The following is a 16,215-nucleotide window of genomic DNA, read 5'->3' on the forward strand; positions in this document are numbered from 1 at the left end:
TTCCTGCATTACGCGTTCGACATGTGGATCACCCGGACTTTTCCTGGCGTCCAGTTCGAACGCTATGCAGATGACGCAGTGATTCACTGCTCATCCGAACGTCAGGCCCGGGAGGTCCTGACGCAGTTGGGGGCCAGGATGGAAGAAGTAGGGCTACAGCTGCACCCGGACAAGACGCAGATCGTGTACTGCGGAAAGGCGAGGCCGCACGGCGAAGTCGCCACGTCCTTCACTTTCCTTGGATTCACCTTCTGCAACCGCCCGGCGGTCGACCGGAAGGGCGAGGTATTCACGTCCTTCCTTCCGGCGGTCAGCAAGGACGCCCTGAAGAAGATGAGCATGGAAGTCCGCTCGTGGCGGATTCACATGCATGTCACCTACTCCTTCGGGGAGTTCGCGAAATGGCTGAACCCCATCATTCGCGGATGGATGCAGTACTACGGGACGTTCTATCAAACCGAACTGTATCCCCTCCTCCAGCGCATCAACTACTACCTGCTGCGCTGGGTTCGGAAGAAGCATAAACGGCTGAAGACCTACAAGAAGGCCACGAGGGGATGGGACCAGGTCGTAGCGGCCTACCCTGCATTCTTCGCGCACTGGAAATGGGTCAACGTCACCTGACGAAGAGGGCGATAGGAGCCCGGTGACGGGAGACTGTCACGCCGGGATCTGTGGGAGCCCGGGGGTGCGATTCCCCCGGGCCACCCGACCCAACGCGCTCTTGGAACTGCTCTCCGAGAGCGCGGACTGAAGCACGCCGCCGCACCCGTGATCGACGAAGCGTTCGCGGGTGTCCAGGGCCAGCTGGGGACCACAGCGGCCTGCCGGCTGGCCGGGCGCTCACGCGCCACCCACTACCGTCACATCAACCCCAGGCCGAAGCCCGCACCGTCCCCAAGACCCACGCCCGCTTCGGCCCTCTCGCCGGCCGAACGGGCAGAGATCCTGGTGCTGTTGAACCGGCCGGAGTACGCCGACCTGCCGCCCGCGCAGGTCTGGGCGCGTGAGCTGGACGCGGGGAACTACTGGTGCTCGGAACGGACGATGTACCGGATCCTGTCCGCCGCCGGGCAGAACGGCGAACGCCGCCGCCAGGCCACCCACCCGCCCAGGACGATCCCCGAGCCGACCGCGACCGGCCCCTCGCAGGTCTTCACCTGGGACATCACCAAGCTGCCCGGCCCGGACAAGGGCATCTGGTACCACGCCTACGTCATCATCGACATCTTCAGCCGCTACATCGTCGGCCACACCGTCGAACGGGCCGAAACGGCCGAGCGGGCCGAGGAGTTGATCCGCGAGACGATCGAACGCAACGGCATCGTGCCCGAGACCGTGCATGCCGACCGCGGCACCTCGATGACCAGCAAGAAGGTGTCCCAACTGCTGATCGACCTCGGCATCACCAGGAGCCACTCGCGCCCCAGGGTCAGCAACGACAACCCGTACTCGGAAAGCCAGTTCAGGACCACGAAGTACACCGCCGACTATCGGCACAGAGCACGAGGTCGTCTTCATCAACTACGGGCACCCGGCGCCGATGATCGTACGCAAGGAAGGAACGGTCGACTTCCCCCAACCGCCCGCCTTCACGCCCCCGCTGGGACTCGCGGAAGACGGTGGCGAGGGCCCACAACCCTACCGACTGAGCTTTGCCCCGGGTGAGCAACTCCTGCTCTACACCGACGGCGTCACGGAAGCCCGCGACAAGGAAGGCCGCTTCTACCCCGTCGGTGAGCGGGCGCACCTGCTGAAGGACCCGGACGCGCACCGGGCCCTGGCAGCCCTGCGGGAAGACCTCGCCCAGCACGTGGCCGGACCGCCACACGATGACGCTGCGATGCTTCTGCTGCGCTACCACGGTGATGAGAACGGAAAGCCGTCCCCTCCGCGTGAGTGAGCAACAACTGGCACGAGGTAGAAAGGGCGCATGCCGGAGCGTGAGGACCCTGTGGGAACGACGGACGATGTGGACCTGGTGGTCCGGGCGGTGCTGACCGCGTCCCGCCTGCTGGTCGCGGTGTCCGCGCAGTCCCTCGCCGCGGTCGAGGAACGCGTGACGCTCCCGCAGTTCAGAATGCTCGTCGTGCTGTCCGCACGGGGCGCGACCAAGCTCGTCACGCTCGCCGAACTCCTGCAGGTCGCCCCGTCCACCGCCATGCGGATGATCGATCGCCTGATCGCCGCCGGCCTCGCCGACCGACAGCCGAATCCCACCAACCGACGTGAGACGCTGCTCCGGCTGACCGAGGAAGGCAGCCGCACGGTCGCCGATGTCACCGCCCGCCGCCGCGCTGCGATCACCGAGATCGTGCAGCGGCTGAGCCCGACACAGCGATCGGCCCTCGTCGAGGCGCTGGCCGCATTCAACGAAGCAGGCGGAGAGCCGCTTGCTCCGGTCCGGGACGACATGGTGGGCCCTCATCCGCTGGGGTGGTCGACAGACCTCCCGGCAGTCGGCGACGCTTGACGGGCCTGCCGGTCCCGGCCACAGGGAGCTCGGTGCTGGCCGGGACGGGGACATGCGCGGCGTTCTCCGCGCGGGGCCGGCATTGCGGCGGCCGAAGCGAGGCGGAGGGATGGCGTATGGGCGCGGCAGGCTCTCCGCCGGTGTGGGGGATCCGCCCTTGATGACCCGTCTGCGCACAAGCAGCGCCGCGTCGGCAGCCGACGCTCAACGAGGTGGCCGAACGCGCCGGCGAGTCCCGCTCCGTGGCCTCCCGCGCCCTCAACAACGCCCCGCACGTCAGCCGAGCCAAGCGCGAGGCTGTCGAACGGGCCGTGCGGCGACTCGGTTACGTACCCAATCCGACCGCCCGCGCGCTGGCCACCCGTCAGACGGGAGCGGCCGCCCTGGTCATCTCGGGAGAGGATCCGTCCATCAGCCTGTAGAGGCTCTCGGACGGGAGATGGCGCGCATGCTCGTCGCGCTCGTCAACGGGCAGGACCCCACCCCGCTGGTCCTCCCCACCCGCCTGGCCGTCCGGGCCAGCGCCTGACTCCTCGTTGTCCGGGAGGGGCGGGCCCTGGTCCGAACGGGTGGCTCCCGGACGCGGCGCGGGGCGTCCAGGGAGCCGGCCAGGGGGGCGAGGTCCAGCAGCGGAAGCAGCGCCGCCGTCCGGTCCGCTGGCTTGTGACGTAGCCGCGGGCGCCGTTCAGGTCGTACTTGGCGCCGAGGTCGGGGACGGGTACCGAATGGCCGACGGTCTCCCAGTTCACCAGGTCGTACGACCGCAGAACGGGCGCGCCCGGAGAGTAGTGCATCGTCGAGGCCGAGGCGTAGTAGGTGTCGCCGACGCGAATGACGTCGATGTCCGCGAAGTCCTGCCGGATCACCGGGTTCATGTACTGGCCGCGGTCGCGAGGCCGGGCCCCCCATTGCGGGGCCACCAAGAAGGTGAGTGGGGGAGGAGGGCGCCGGCGGCCGGGCCGGTGGCGGCCGCGAGTGTGCGGCGACGGGTCGCCGAGCACCTGTACCCCGCACGGCACCGCCTGCGGCTGAGCGTCGTGTCCGCCCGGGAGATCTCCGGGCGGACACGGTCCCGGCTCGGGACGTCGTGCCGTCACCGTGGTTCCCCGACGCGGTGAGGTGGCGCGTCGTCGAGCAGCCGATCCGTCAGTACGGTTACAGCCGACTCCCAAGGTTCGCAGCACATCGGTGGAACTCGTGTTCCGCGAGCTGGAGCACATCTGGTCCGTGGTGACCTTCCGCGGTGTCGAGCGGGTGGCGCGCAGGAACCGCGTCTCCCGCAGTCCGGCAACGGCGGTTATGACGTCCTGCACTACGCCCTCGGCCTCTCCTACGATCCCCGCGCCCACCGCTCGCCGCGCCCGGCGTGCTCTCGGAGGTCTCCTTCAACAGCGCCCTGACGGCCGTCTCCCTCGCCCTCGGCCGGAACACACCCCAGTTACGGTCTCGAGCATTTCTCGGTACTCGTCGGGAACATGGTCTGCGAGAGCCTTGCGAGAGTTGGTGTGGCCGAGTTCAGAAGGGGCCCACCCGTGCAGGTGGGCCCCGTCGTGTCAGCCGGTGCGCAACAGAAGACGCGGAGGCGTCCTGGTGACGAACCGGTACTGGAACGGAGGGACAGTAGCCGCTCTTCCGGAGCTCCTCCTGCTGATGACAGCCGTACCGGGCGGCGCGGGCAGCCGCTCAATACGCACGGGGCGGGTCGTTGCGGCTGCCGGTTCCCGTATCGCCGTGCCCCTGCTGCATGCCGGAGGCCGGGGGCCGTTGCCGTGGTTCTCCGTCGTCGGGGAGGCCGATCAGTTCCTCGACGTCGAAGATCCGTGCGATCGGTACGTCCGTGCTGCTGTGGGCGACGATCGAGAAGGCGATGGTGACGGCGATCAGGGTGAACGCCTCCTCGCCCTGCGGGATGCCGGCCTGGAGCACCAGCAGTCCGTAGACCACCGAGGCGAAGCCCTTGGGGCCGAACCACGCCGCGGTGAGCTTCTCCTTGCGGTTGAAGTCGGTGCCCACCAGGGACAGCAGCAGTGAGGCCGGACGGATGAGGAAGATGCACAAGACCGCCACCGCGTAGCCGCCGATCGACAGGTCGCCGAAGAGGTGCGGGGTGAGCAGGGCGCCGAAGACCAGCAGCGCCGCGAACTTGGCCATCTCGGCCAGGGCTCCCCCCAATGGCTCGAAGGCGTCCTTGGCCTGCGGCGCGAGTGCGGCGATCACCGCGCCCGCAGAGAAAGCGGCCAGATAAGGATTGGCGTGGGTGAGGTGGCAGGCCGCGTACAGGATGACTCCGACCGCCAGCGGCAGCAAGGGCTGAAGCGAAGGTTCCGCGCCCAGCAGCCGGAATCGGACCAGCCAGTGCACGAGTAGCGGCAGGGCCACGCCGAAGAGGAGCCCGAGGAGGAGTTCACCGGCGATCGAGGCGAAGCCGACGTCCTCGGCGTGGCCGGCAGGTGCGGCGGCCGCGATGAGGACGAGGACGAACGGCAGCGCGAGGCCGTCGTTGACGCCGCTTTCGATGTTGAGCAGTTGCCGCAGCCGGGCGGGGACCTCCTCGCGGCCCACGATGGCCGAGGCGAACACCGGGTCGGTGGGTGCCAGCACCGCGCCGATCAGGAAAGACGTCGTCCAGTCGAGGCCCACGAGGAAGTGCGTCAGCAGCGCGACTCCGAGGAAGGCCAGTGGCATGCCGAGGCCGAGCGCACGGGCCGGGTTGCGCCAGGACCGGCGCAGGGCGGGGAAGGAGACGTGCATCCCGTCGGTGAACAGCACCGCGAAGAGCGCCAGGTCGGCGGTGACTCCGACGATGTCGCTGTCCGGGGTGATGTGGATCAGACCGAGGAAGCCGTCACTGACGATCGCGCCGCCCACCAGGAACAGCAGCGAGGTGGAGAGCACCGACCGGGCGGCCAGCCCGGACAGCATCACGGCCACCAGCAGCGCCACTCCGAAGACGATGACGAGTACCACCTGGAACGCTCCCCGATGTCGGCCGGCCCTTCCTACGTCGGCCCTGGAACAGGAGGTGTCCCTGTCATGGCCTGAGCCTGGTACGCGTACCCGTCGGGGGCCTGCTCATTGCACAGTGCCGTCCGGATCCGCTGTGCCCGGAACGGGGTGACCGCACGAGCGCGGACCCGGCCAGGGCTCCGTGCCGCGGCGCGCCGACCGGGCCCCGGTTCAGACCGGACGCGGCTCCGAGCGCCGGCCGCGCGGGAGGTTCCAGCAGAACCGGATGCCTCTGAAGCAGAGAAGCAGCACCGCGAACTGGACGACACAGACCGCGGCCGCCAGCGCGCCGTTGCCGCCAGCGCGCAGGACCGAGGCGGCGAAGGCATTTCCGCCCTCTTGTGCCGCGGCCGCCGCCGTACTGATCGGGATCGTTGCCTCCAGCAACCTGGCGAGCAGTGCCGCCGCCGGTCCGGCACCTCCTTGAAGGAGCATGCCCACGAGACCTCGTTTCGTCGACGGTCCGTGCACAGCCTTCCTCGTGTGCGTGCTCAGCCACTGTCTCACCTCACCACACTCCGTGCTCCGGCAGAACACCGGGGCGGCTCGGCCCTGATCCGCTGCACGCACAAGGCGGAACCGCGAGACGGGCCGTGGAGGGACCGGCGACGACGTCGCATCCACAAGTGGCTCCACGGCATGGGGCGGTGGGAAGACCGGCTGGAGGCTCATCGGTACCGGTTTTCCCGCGCAGTGCGTACGTCGGCCACGTCGGTGACGTACGCAGGGTGGGGCAGTTGCCGTTGCCTGGTGGTGTCGAGACCGGAGGTGGGCGGGCTCCCGTTCCGCGGAATTGACTATGTCGGGCTCCACGGCGTTGGTTCCTGGACTCGTCCCTTCCTACCCCGGATCGACTTCCTGCGCCTTCCGGGGGTTGTTCGGTGGATGGTTCACGCGGTGCCGAGCCGCTTGCCCAGCCATGGGAGCACCCGGGAACACGACGGACCTGTCCGATGACCCGGGCCAGTCGCCTGCGGCGGGGCTGGTCCATCGGGCGGGTTGACGGGCTGGAAGGACATGTTCCTTTCACGGCCGGGCAAGCAGACGGGCATGCTGAACGTCCTGCTAACGGTGGTCGGTGCCCTGGGTCTTGTGGTAGCTGCGCTCTCCGGACGGCTTCAGCGAGCTCCGCTGAGCGCGCCGCTGCTGGCCCTGCTGACGGGAATGGTCCTCGGCCCGGAGGTGCTGGGAGCCGTCGATTTGCCCACGGTGGTGGAGGGGCACAAGGAACTGCACGAGGTCTCCCGTCTGCTCCTGGCGGTCTCGGTCATGGCCGTGGCCCTGCGCTATCCGTTCCGTGATGTGCGAGCGCGGGCGAGACCGCTGCTGGTCCTGCTGATCGTGGCCATGGCCGGGATGGCGCTGCTCACCACGGTGGTATCGGCTGTCGTCCTCGGGCTCGGCCTCGGTACGGCGGCGCTGCTGGGAGCGGCTCTCTGCCCGACCGACCCGGTGCTCGCCTCCAGCGTCGTCACCGGCGAGCCCGCCGAAAAGGGGATCGCCGCCCGGACCCGGCAGTTGCTCTCCTTGGAGTCGGGCGCCAACGACGGGCTCGCGCTGCCCCTGGTGCTCGCCGCTGTGGCGATCGCCGGACCGCTGACGGGGACACGAGCGCTGTCGGAGTCCCTGTGGCAGGTGCTGGGTGCGCTCGTTCTCGGAGTGGCAGCGGGCTGGCTGGGCGGGAGAGTACTGCGCGTGGCGGAGAGGAGCGGAAGCATCTCGCCCGGCCCCCTGCTGGTGTACACCCTGCTGCTGGCCGTCTTCGTGCTGGGCGTGTCCGGCCTGCTCCGCTTCGACGGCGTTCTGGCCGTCTTCGTCAGCGGCCTGGCCTTCAACGCGGTCAGCTCGGTGGACGAACGAGCGAGTGAGAACAAGATCGACGAAGCGATCAACCGCTTCCTGGTCCTGTCGCTGTTCGTGCTGCTCGGAGCCATGATCCCCTGGCGTGAGTGGGGCGAGCTGGGCTGGTGGCGCGGCATCCTGCTGGTTCTCGGTGTGCTGTTGGTGCGCCGCCTGCCGGTCCTGATCGCCCTCAAGCGTCCCCTGTCCCTGTCCTGGCGGGACGCCGTCTTCCTGGGCTGGTTCGGCCCCATCGGGGTCTCAGCCCTGTTCTATCTGACCATGGAAGCCCACCGGCTCGGCGCCGACCCCGAAGTTCTGGCAGCCGGGACACTGGTCGTCGCGGTCAGCACCGCCGTGCACGGCGTCACCACGGCTCCCGGCCTGGCCCTCTACCGTCGAGCGGCCACCGGAGGAACCGAGGAGACCGTGAAGTGAATCCGCACAGGTGTACCCGTGAGTCCACCGCCGGGCCGGAGCGCGGTGCATGCCCGGTCCGGCACGACGGCACGCGCCTCATCGTCGGTCTCCGGGCGCACGACCGGCCGAGCCGGCGGCCGGCGAGCCGGACCACGCAGCCGGCCGTGTCCTCCCGGCGACGAGCACGAGGCCGAAAGGCGTTCGAGGCTCGGCCGGGCGGCGCCGGGGCGGCCGCCGGCCTGCCGGACCGGTTTTCGGACCTTGGTCCTTGTGGGAGGGGCCCTTGCGCCGGGTACCAGAGGATTCGTGTTCTTCGATTCCTGGAATGAAATCTTCCGTGTACTGGTCATGGCGGGGCTGGCCTACCCGATCCTCATCACCGCGGTACGTGCGTCGGGCAAGCGGACCCTTTCGAAGATGAACGCCTTCGACCTGGTGGTCACGGTCGCGCTGGGATCGACCCTGGCCACCATCCTGCTCAACCGGCAGGTGGCCCTGTGGGAAGGGGCCCTCGCCCTCGGCTCGCTGGTGACGCTGCAGTTCGTCACCGCCTGGGCATCGGTCCGCTTCCGGGGTGTTCGCCGGCTGGTGAAGGCCGAGCCGACCCTGCTGCTGCACGAGGGCCGCTTGCTCCACGAGGCGATGCGACGCCAACGGGTCACACCGGACGAGGTGCGTCAGGCGATCCGCGCCCAGGGCACCGGGGGGCTGGAGCTGGTACACGCGGTGGTCCTGGAGACGGACGGCAGTTTCAGCGTGATCTCCCGCTCGCAACACGGCTCGGGAAGCGCCATGGACGGCGTGCCGCAGCGGCGAACGCGCCACCACGACGTCGGACAGCAGCCCGCCCCTGAGCATGGCGACCGGCATGGACCTGCCTGAACGGGCTCGCCCTCGACGCCGCCGTCGTAAGCGGTTCGGACCCACGGTAGGCACTACCAACGAGCGGCGCGAGCCTGGTTCTTGGGACGGGGCCCACTGCCGCGGTACCCGCACTGGGCGGTCGCCCCGCGAGGGGCGGAACCGTCACCTCGGCCGTTCCCCGGCTCGCCGGGTGACCGCGGACGGTGAAGGATTCCCCTGTCTCGCGCCCCTTCCTGGCCGCCCGGCCCGCGAATGTCCTCGAGCCGGGTGTTCCGAGCCCGTCTTACCGGCCGGGGCCACCGGGGTGAGTCGCATGCGTGCGGGGACGCTCGCGGCGGCGGTGGGCCGCTGCGCTCGCCACCGCGCTCAGGCCCGCGCAGAAGATGAGCGCGAGGGCCAGGCCGGAGCAGAAGACGGCCAGCGTGTTCATGGTGGCGATGTCCTGGCCGAGTACGGACACGGTGTACTCGGGGCCACCGGAGACGTTGTCGGCGATCACCAGGCCGGTGAAGGTCCCTACGGCCGCGAGGAGGAGCAGTCCGAGTATGAGCATCCGGATCATCCCTTCGAACGGAGCGTTCACTGGTACGGGATGCGGTGCTGATCGGGTACCCGTGGTGCCGCGCGGGACACGTGGCAGGCGCGAACGGGGGCGTGGGCGTCGTACCCCCGGCCGGCTCCGGGTCTGCGGGCCTGCCGGGATGCGCGTGCTGCTCGGTGTGCGAGCGGTCGGCCGTTCAGCGGTGCGGAAACCGGGAACGGCTTCAGGGCCGGTGCGGCACCGCATGCGCCGACGGCAGGCCGCCCGGCGCCCGGATCGCCGCTGCAGTGGTCACCACCGCAGCCGACGGGATGTCCGCCCAGCCGGAGGCGGGGCGTGTGAACCCCCCGCGGAAGGGAACGCGGTGCCCGTCCCTGCGTCCACCACGGTCTTGCTTGAGGGAGGACTCCTCATGCAGCGGTCCGGTTCACCCCGCCGCGTCCCCCGGTTACGCCGAGGCCCGCTCGGCACCGTCGTCCTCGTCACGCTCGCCGCCCTGACGGCCTGCGGCGGCGAAGAGCTCACCGGCCGCGCGACCTGACGGGCCCGGCCACCTTCCCTCAGCTCTTCCCTATGCTCTGATCAGCCCGAGGAGCAGTGATGACCACCACTGTCCCCCGACTCAGCCGAGGTAGAACTCGCCATCGGCGGCATGACCTGCGCCTCGTGCGCCGCCCGGATCGAGAAGAAGCTCAACCGGATGGACGGGGTCACCGCCACGGTCAACTACGCGACGGAGAAGGCCAAGGTCAGTTACGGCGGTGGCGTGTCCGTACCGGAGCTGATCGCCACGGTGGAGGCGACCGGTTACACGGCCCGCGAGCCCGAGCCGGTACGCGCCGAGCCCGCCTCGGGACCGGAGCCCGCGCAGGCCGCCGACGAGCTGCGGCCGCTGAGGGAGCGGCTGGTCACCGTCGTGGTGCTGGCCGTCCCGGTCATCGCCCGGCCAGCTGGTCGAGCATGCGTACGGCGCTTCGTGGACGGGTACGACTGGGTCATGATCCCCAACGTCATCGGCATGTCGCAGTACGCCGACGCAGGCCGGATGACGACCAAGCCCTACACGTCTGGCGGCGCCTACGTGCACCGCATGAGCGACCTGTGCGGACCGTGCCGCTACCGGCCGGTCGACCGGACCGGCGAGCAGGCCTGCCCCTACACCGCCGGCTACTGGACCCTCCTCGACCGGCACCGGGAACGCCTCGGCCACAACCACCGTACGGCCCAACCGGTACGTCAGCTGCAACGGCTCCACGACCTCGACGAGGTGCGCGGACAGGAACAGACCCGCGGTGACGCACCGCCCTGACCCGCCCACTGCTTGGACGGGCACTGAGCGGGATCGGGTGGGGGACTGAACGACCTCCGCACCGCCCTGGGGAACGCCTGTGGCCGCCGTCCCGGCGCCTCGGCCACACCGCCCGGTTACGCGCTGTCCGTGAGGGTCTCGTAACCGTGTGCCCGGGCACAGTGGGCGCAGCAGAAGAACCGCCCGTCGACCTGATGCCCGTGTCCGAGGACCTTGCACTGGCAGTTGTCGCAGATCGGCGCCAGCCGGTGGGCGGCACATTCGATGCTGTCGAAGGTGTGCACTCCGTCACCGGCCGTGTGCACCTCGAAGGACAGGGCGTAGTCATTTCCGCATACCTCGCAGACCGCCATGTCGTGTTCCTTTCCGAGTGGTAGCCGGCCTGACCGGCTGTGCTCGTCGTCTACGGACCGCTCGCCGCGCGAGGGCCGTGTCCCGCCACCGGTTCGGCCGTGCCCCCGGGCAACAGGTTCGCACCGGAGCCTGGACGGGGCTTGAGGGAGGCGCTACCCGGGCGGACCGACGCCTGTGGATCGACGGTGATCGTGGTGCACCCGAGGGGCGCGGTGAGGGCGCGCAGCGCGGTGACGGAAAGCCTGATCCACGGGTGGTCCTGGCCCAGGGTCGCCAGCAACCGTGCGCAGGAGGTGAACGCGACGGCGGTGCGGCGACCGCTGGGGGTGCGGAAGAAGCACGTCACGTAGCAGCGGTGTTCCGGCCGGACGGGTACGTACAGCAGATCGGTCGGCGCATGTCCACCGGGCGTGGGTTCCCCGCTCCGCCGAACATCAGCCATGGTGGTCTCCGGTCACACCCACGGCCTTCACCTCACCGGGGTGAAATCGCGCGCTCCGACGAACGCGGGTCGCCGTGCCGGTGCAGCGAAGGGTTCCTCCGCCCTGTTCTCGACGCTGTTGAACACGAGGAACACATTGCTGCGCGGGTACGGTGTGATGTTGTCGCCCGAGCCGTGCATGCAGTTGCAGTCGAACCAGGTCGCGGAGCCGTAACTGCCGGTGATCAGCTGGATGCCGTTCGGTTCGGACAGCGCGGTGATGGCCTCGTTCGACGGTGTCCCCGCTTCCTGCATCCTCAGCGACGTCTTGTAGTTGTCCTGGGGCGTCTTGCCCGCGCAGCTCAGAAAGGTCTTGTGCGAGCCGGGGATGATCATCAGGCTTCCGTTGGTGGCGTGGTTGTCGGTGAGCGCGATCGACACCGACGCGGCCCGCATGCGGGGCAGGCCGTCCTCGGCGTGCCAGGTCTCGAAGTCCGAGTGCCAGTAGAAGCCGCTCGCCCCGAAGCCGGGTTTCACGTTGATGCGGGACTGGTGGACGTACACGTCCGAGCCGAGGATCTGGCGTGCTGCTCCCACTACGCGCTCGTCACGGACGAGGGAGGCGAACACCTCGCTGATCCGGTGCACTTCGAACAACGACCGGATGTCGCGGGACGTGGGCTCGACGACGCTGCGTTCGTCGGCGCGGATGGCCGGGTCCCGGACCAGCCTGTCCAGCTCGGCGCGGAACAGGGCCACCTCGTCCGGGCTCAGCAGTGCGTCGACGGTCGTGAAACCGGCGCGTTCGAAGTCCAGCAGCCCGGCCCGCCCCAGGGGGCCGGGCGTGCCGGGTGGCGACCACACCACGGGGTCGTGACGCGGCATCATCGCCTCGCTCGTGCCGCGGGTCGGGTACAGGTCGGTGGTTCGGCGATGGTTGTACAGCGTCGTCATGGTCGTCCTCACGCTTCGTCGATTCCGGATTCATCCGGCTCGGCTCGGTATTTCCTCAGTCACTGGGCTCCGGGGGAGGGTAGGCACCGTTGCCGTCGTGATCCTCCCGGCCGGTCAGGGGCGGGTTGAACACGCATACGCAGCGGAAGTCGGTCTTCGGCCGCATGGTGTGCCGCTCATGGCCGTCCAGCAGGTACACCGTTCCCGGCGTGATCCAGTGCTTCTCGCCCGCGTCCTCGTCGGTCAGTTCGGCCTCGCCCTCGACACAGAGCACGGCCTCGACGTGGTGGGCATACCACATCGTCGTCTGTGTACCGGCGTAGAGCGTCGTCTCGTGCAGGGAGAAGCCGACCTGTTCTTGGGCCAGGACGAGCCGTTTGCTCTCCCAGGTGCCGGACGCGGCCCTGACGTGCCGGTCGGTGTCCTCGATCTCGTTCAGGGAACGGACGATCACGATGGATGCCACCTCTCTGCCCGGCGTGGGCATGTGCGCCCACGGTCGCCGGTGCGCTCGTGTCCTCAGCGGGGCCCGGCGGACCGCGGCGGCCGGCCGGTCTCCCGCACCGCACGACCGAACAGTGTGAGTCCTTCCTCCAGTTCCTCGTCGTCGATGGTCAACGGCGGGAACAGCTTGACGACTTGGTCCTTGGGGCCGGACGTCTCCAGCAGCAGGCCGAGTTCGAAGGCACGGGTGCACACGGCAGTGGCACGCGACGGATCGGCGAACTCCATGCCCCACGCGAGCCCGCGGCCACGCACGGCCGGTACGGGACCCGGCAGGCTGTCGGCGACCGCCTGCAACGCCTGCTCGAGTTGCTCTGCGCGGGCCAGGCTCTGCTTCTCCAGCCGGCCGTCGCGCCAGTACTCCTCCAGCGCGGCGGTGGCGGTGACGAAGGCAGGATTGAAGCCGCGGAATGTGCCGTTGTGTTCGCCGGGCTGCCAGATGTCCAGCTCGGGACGGAACAGGGTCAGCGCCATCGGCAGTCCGTATCCGCTGACGGACTTCGAGAGCGTCACGATGTCCGGGGTGATGCCGGCCTCCTCGAAGGAGAAGAACGCGCCGGTGCGGCCGCACCCCATCTGGATGTCGTCGACGATCAGCAGCATGTCCCGGCGCCGGCACAGTTCGGCGAGGTCACGCAGCCACTCGGCCCGGGCCACGTTGATCCCGCCCTCGCCCTGCACGGTTTCCACGATCACGGCCGCCGGGGCGTCCAGGCCGGAGCCCTCGCCGGCCAGCAACCGATCGAACCAACGGGATGCGGGTTCGCCATCGTCCGCCCGCTCGTCGTAGGGCATGGGGGTGGCATGCACCAGTGGGACTCCTGCGCCCGCACGCTTGAAGGCGTTGCCGGTGACGGCGAGGGAGCCCAGCGACATGCCGTGGAAGGCGTTGGTGAAGAAGACGACGACTTCCCTGCCCTTCACCTTGCGGGCCAGTTTCAGGGCGGCCTCCACGGCGTTGGTGCCGGCGGGCCCCGGGAACATCACCTTGTACGGCAGGTCACGCGGTTCCAGCACGGTATCCTGCAAGGTCTCCAGGAAGGTGAGCTTGGCGGCCGTCGACATGTCGAGGGCGTGGGTGACACCGTCGCGTTCGATGTATTCGAGAAGCGCGCGCTTGAGTACCGGGTTGTTGTGTCCGTAGTTCAACGTCCCGGCACCGGAGAAGAAGTCCAGATAGGGACGATGGTCCTCGTCGTACAGCCGGCTGCCGACGGCCCGGTCGAAAAGGGCGGGCCAGCCCCGGCAGTAACTGCGGACCTCGGACTCGAGCCTCTCGAACACGTGAGAGGCGGGATGGGTAACCGTCATGATGCTCGATCCTTACGGAGGGGCGAACGGACTGTGTTCCCAGTTCCTTCGAGGGGGCCGGTCATCGGAGCAGCGGCCCGATGCGGTACAAGAACTCGGCTTCATGCGTGTCGGGGAAGAGTTCCGCCGAAAACAGGAGGTCCCTTTTGAGCGGTGCCGCGTGCCGTTGGGCGAAGGACCGGAACAGTCGGTGGGACGCGGCGTTGTCCGGGCCGATGGTCGTCTCCAGGTGCCGCAGGGTGCCGTCCGCGGTCAGTCGGGCGGTGAGGTGGTCCAGCATGGCACTGGCCGTGCCGCGTCCGCGCTGTCCGCGGTCCACGGCTATCTGCCAGACGACGAGGGTGTCGGGCTGCTCGGGACGGCAGAATCCGGTGACGAATCCGACCGGCCCGTCGCCGGATTCCGATGCCACCACGGAGGTACGGGCGAAGTCCCTAAACCACAGCAGATAACTGTAGGAGGAATTTGCGTCGAGTACCCGGGATTCGCGGGCGATATGCCACGCTGCAGCTCCGTCCTCGACCGTGGGAATCGCCATGACTAGTGTGCCCATAGAACACACCTCGCTCTCGCTGCGCGAACCACCGTGCGCATGTAATCAAGCGGACCTCGTTCAATCCGCGTTCTGTGCGCCCGACAGATGACCGCTCGACCCGCCGGGTCACTGACTTCGGTGCCTATCTCTCAGGATTCAGTTGTCCGCGCGGAAATGCCGCTGTAATGCCTCGGTTCGATGTTACGTCCGCCGGGCCGCGTATGCCTAGGTGAACCCGCCTGTTTAAGAGCGGGGAAAGGTGGAAACTCCCCCGATCCGGCAAGAGAATCCGACACGTTGATCCAGCTCCCTCAACCCCCGCGTCAGGGGCGGTGACCGGTTGCTGACCGACGCCCTCACCCGCACTCACGCCAGCGGTTGCCTCGCCCCAGGACCTGGTCGGCGCCTTCACTGTAAGCAACCCACCGTCACAAGGTCGACCTCAGTAGCGAAGCACCCCTATCGGGCGTCGCGCCGCCCTCGGCGGGCGCGCTCTGACCTTGCCGTTTCGGTTGGGGCGATGAGGCGTCGTCGAGGGGTAACTGCCGGGTGGCTGAAGCGTTTTCGGTGTTCGGGCATGGTGGAGACCCGGCGCGGTGGTCGGGTTCTCCAAGGTCCTTCGGGTCGTGGGCGGTCAGGGGCCTGCCGGTCAGTCGGCGGGACGGGGCAGTGCGGCGAGGCGATGGAAGGCCGTGGCCGGTTCGGTTCTCCAGGGCCAGGTCGCCGATATCCGCGAGCGCAGGCGTCGGCCCACCTTCCGCTGGAGGGTGCCTCAGGCTGAGCGCACGATCCGGCGAACGACGCCAGACCTGCGCTCGCATCACGATGAGATACCGGGGGTCTTGTACTCGACGATCTTGGTCGGCAGGGTGTCCGGGGGCGTGCTGATCTTGTTCCTGACGACCTGTGGGAGCGGGTGGCTCCGTTGCTGCCACCCGCTCCCGAACGACGCCACCGGCATCCCATGTGGTTGCGTGTTCCTGACCGAACAGCACTCGCCGGCGTCCTTCGTGCTGCGGACCGGTGTCGCCTGGCGGGACGTCCCGGCGGAGACCCCCGGGATGTTCCGGCGTGACGGCCTGGCTCCGGCTGCGGGAGTGGACCGAGGCCGGTGTCTGGCCCCGCCTTCACGCCGCCCTACTGACCGAACTACGCCGCGCTGACCTCCTCGGCCTGGAGGACTGTCACGGCAGCTGTAGTTTCAGCGTCTGCGCTGATCAGCGCCTTGCGGGGCGGGTGCGGGCATGAGTACGGCCACCGCGATCATGAACGTTTGTGACGACGTATCAGGACGCGGTGGCCGTGGAAGCCACGATAGCCGAGCAGGCGTGGGGCGAGACGTTCGGGAGGGTGATGTGGGCGGTCGCGGGCTGTTTCGCGCGTCGTGAGGCGCGGACGACGGCTGCGGAGTTGGTTGCGGGGTTGTTGCTGGAGGTGGACACGCGGAACTGCTGGACGCTCGCGCAGGCTCTGGGGCATCCGGGCCCGCACCGGCTGCAGCACCTGCTCTCGCGCGCCCGGTTCGACCACGAGCGGGCCCGGCAGGAGATCGCCCGCCTCGTAATCGATGAACTCGCCGGACAGGACGTGGTGTTGGTGGTGGACGAGACAGGGGATGCGAAGTCGTCCACGGACTGTGTGGGCGCCGGCCGGCAGTACTCCGGCGCGCTCGGGGCTTGTATCT

The 16,215-nt window shown here is 68.9% G+C and carries 15 protein-coding genes and 7 pseudogenes; 12 read left to right on the forward strand and 10 right to left on the reverse strand.

Annotated elements, in window-relative coordinates; translation table 11 throughout:
• From B9S61_RS36650 to B9S61_RS36670, 5 genes and pseudogenes are all read left to right on the forward strand, one after another.
• Positions 1–624, forward strand: a 624-nt coding sequence (locus tag B9S61_RS36650) for a group II intron maturase-specific domain-containing protein (RefSeq protein ID WP_258040055.1), incomplete at its 5' end; no start/stop codon positions are given.
• 423 nt (positions 625–1,047) lie between these two features.
• Positions 1,048–1,419 (forward strand): annotated as a pseudogene (locus B9S61_RS43040) (DDE-type integrase/transposase/recombinase); the annotation flags it as partial.
• Positions 1,420–1,492: 73 nt separating this feature from the next.
• Positions 1,493–1,903: pseudogene (locus tag B9S61_RS36660) on the forward strand (PP2C family protein-serine/threonine phosphatase); the annotation flags it as partial.
• 30 nt (positions 1,904–1,933) lie between these two features.
• Positions 1,934–2,473 (forward strand): MarR family winged helix-turn-helix transcriptional regulator, encoded by a 540-nt coding sequence (locus B9S61_RS36665; RefSeq protein ID WP_103546040.1) that lies wholly within the window; start codon positions 1,934–1,936, stop codon positions 2,471–2,473.
• Between the two features lie 212 nt (positions 2,474–2,685).
• Positions 2,686–2,886 (forward strand): annotated as a pseudogene (locus B9S61_RS36670) (LacI family DNA-binding transcriptional regulator); the annotation flags it as partial.
• Between the two features lie 252 nt (positions 2,887–3,138).
• Here the strand turns inward: B9S61_RS36670 and B9S61_RS43045 are convergent.
• From B9S61_RS43045 to B9S61_RS36695, 3 genes and pseudogenes are all read right to left on the reverse strand, one after another.
• A pseudogene (locus B9S61_RS43045) lies at positions 3,139–3,527 on the reverse strand (family 43 glycosylhydrolase); the annotation flags it as partial.
• Between the two features lie 629 nt (positions 3,528–4,156).
• On the reverse strand, positions 4,157–5,440 hold the full coding sequence (locus tag B9S61_RS36690; protein WP_103546042.1) for a sodium:proton antiporter: 1,284 nt from the start codon (positions 5,438–5,440) through the stop codon (positions 4,157–4,159).
• 210 nt (positions 5,441–5,650) lie between these two features.
• Positions 5,651–5,914 (reverse strand): hypothetical protein, encoded by a 264-nt coding sequence (locus tag B9S61_RS36695; protein WP_146065039.1) that lies wholly within the window; start codon positions 5,912–5,914, stop codon positions 5,651–5,653.
• A gap of 582 nt (positions 5,915–6,496) precedes the next feature.
• Between B9S61_RS36695 and B9S61_RS36700 the strand changes: the two genes are divergently transcribed.
• Together B9S61_RS36700 and B9S61_RS36705 are read left to right on the forward strand one after the other, a co-directional pair.
• Entirely contained in the window at positions 6,497–7,756 is a 1,260-nt protein-coding gene (locus tag B9S61_RS36700) for a cation:proton antiporter (RefSeq protein WP_219820000.1), read from the forward strand.
• 288 nt (positions 7,757–8,044) lie between these two features.
• Positions 8,045–8,620 carry a DUF421 domain-containing protein gene (locus B9S61_RS36705; RefSeq protein WP_219820001.1) on the forward strand — a complete coding sequence of 192 codons (576 nt, stop codon included), beginning with the start codon at positions 8,045–8,047 and terminating at the stop codon, positions 8,618–8,620.
• Positions 8,621–8,885: 265 nt separating this feature from the next.
• On the opposite strand, the gene B9S61_RS36710 is transcribed toward B9S61_RS36705, so the two are convergent.
• Entirely contained in the window at positions 8,886–9,155 is a 270-nt protein-coding gene (locus B9S61_RS36710) for a hypothetical protein (protein ID WP_103546051.1), read from the reverse strand.
• Positions 9,156–9,555: 400 nt separating this feature from the next.
• Between B9S61_RS36710 and B9S61_RS43050 the strand changes: the two genes are divergently transcribed.
• From B9S61_RS43050 to B9S61_RS36720, 3 genes and pseudogenes are all read left to right on the forward strand, one after another.
• Positions 9,556–9,684: a hypothetical protein gene (locus B9S61_RS43050; protein WP_258040056.1), complete on the forward strand. Its 129-nt coding sequence runs from the start codon at positions 9,556–9,558 to the stop codon at positions 9,682–9,684.
• Positions 9,685–9,743: 59 nt separating this feature from the next.
• Positions 9,744–10,086 (forward strand): annotated as a pseudogene (locus B9S61_RS36715) (cation transporter); the annotation flags it as partial.
• A gap of 24 nt (positions 10,087–10,110) precedes the next feature.
• A pseudogene (locus tag B9S61_RS36720) lies at positions 10,111–10,452 on the forward strand (cryptochrome/photolyase family protein); the annotation flags it as partial.
• 116 nt (positions 10,453–10,568) lie between these two features.
• Here B9S61_RS36720 and B9S61_RS36725 read toward each other — a convergent pair.
• The 6 genes from B9S61_RS36725 to ectA form a co-directional block, all read right to left on the reverse strand.
• A complete protein-coding gene (locus tag B9S61_RS36725) occupies positions 10,569–10,805 on the reverse strand; it encodes a hypothetical protein (RefSeq protein ID WP_103546044.1) in 237 nt (78 codons plus the stop codon).
• Between the two features lie 50 nt (positions 10,806–10,855).
• Positions 10,856–11,248: an SAV_915 family protein gene (locus B9S61_RS36730; RefSeq protein WP_258040057.1), complete on the reverse strand. Its 393-nt coding sequence runs from the start codon at positions 11,246–11,248 to the stop codon at positions 10,856–10,858.
• A 27-nt stretch (positions 11,249–11,275) separates the two neighbouring features.
• Positions 11,276–12,181 (reverse strand): ectoine hydroxylase, encoded by a 906-nt coding sequence (gene thpD, locus B9S61_RS36735; protein WP_103546045.1) that lies wholly within the window; start codon positions 12,179–12,181, stop codon positions 11,276–11,278.
• Positions 12,182–12,236: 55 nt separating this feature from the next.
• On the reverse strand, positions 12,237–12,635 hold the full coding sequence (locus B9S61_RS36740) for an ectoine synthase (RefSeq protein ID WP_103546046.1): 399 nt from the start codon (positions 12,633–12,635) through the stop codon (positions 12,237–12,239).
• Positions 12,636–12,700: 65 nt separating this feature from the next.
• Positions 12,701–13,996 carry a diaminobutyrate--2-oxoglutarate transaminase gene (ectB, locus tag B9S61_RS36745; protein ID WP_103546047.1) on the reverse strand — a complete coding sequence of 432 codons (1,296 nt, stop codon included), beginning with the start codon at positions 13,994–13,996 and terminating at the stop codon, positions 12,701–12,703.
• Positions 13,997–14,057: 61 nt separating this feature from the next.
• Positions 14,058–14,534 (reverse strand): diaminobutyrate acetyltransferase, encoded by a 477-nt coding sequence (ectA, locus tag B9S61_RS36750; RefSeq protein ID WP_258040058.1) that lies wholly within the window; start codon positions 14,532–14,534, stop codon positions 14,058–14,060.
• An 847-nt stretch (positions 14,535–15,381) separates the two neighbouring features.
• Here ectA and B9S61_RS36755 point away from each other — a divergent pair.
• Both B9S61_RS36755 and B9S61_RS36760 read left to right on the forward strand, forming a co-directional pair.
• Positions 15,382–15,716 (forward strand): annotated as a pseudogene (locus B9S61_RS36755) (transposase); the annotation flags it as partial.
• A 90-nt stretch (positions 15,717–15,806) separates the two neighbouring features.
• Positions 15,807–16,215 (forward strand): transposase (locus B9S61_RS36760; RefSeq protein WP_146064856.1); only part of this gene is annotated, 409 nt, incomplete at its 3' end.

This window comes from Streptomyces sp. SM1 (genome assembly GCF_002910825.1).
Classification (GTDB): domain Bacteria; phylum Actinomycetota; class Actinomycetes; order Streptomycetales; family Streptomycetaceae; genus Streptomyces; species Streptomyces okerensis.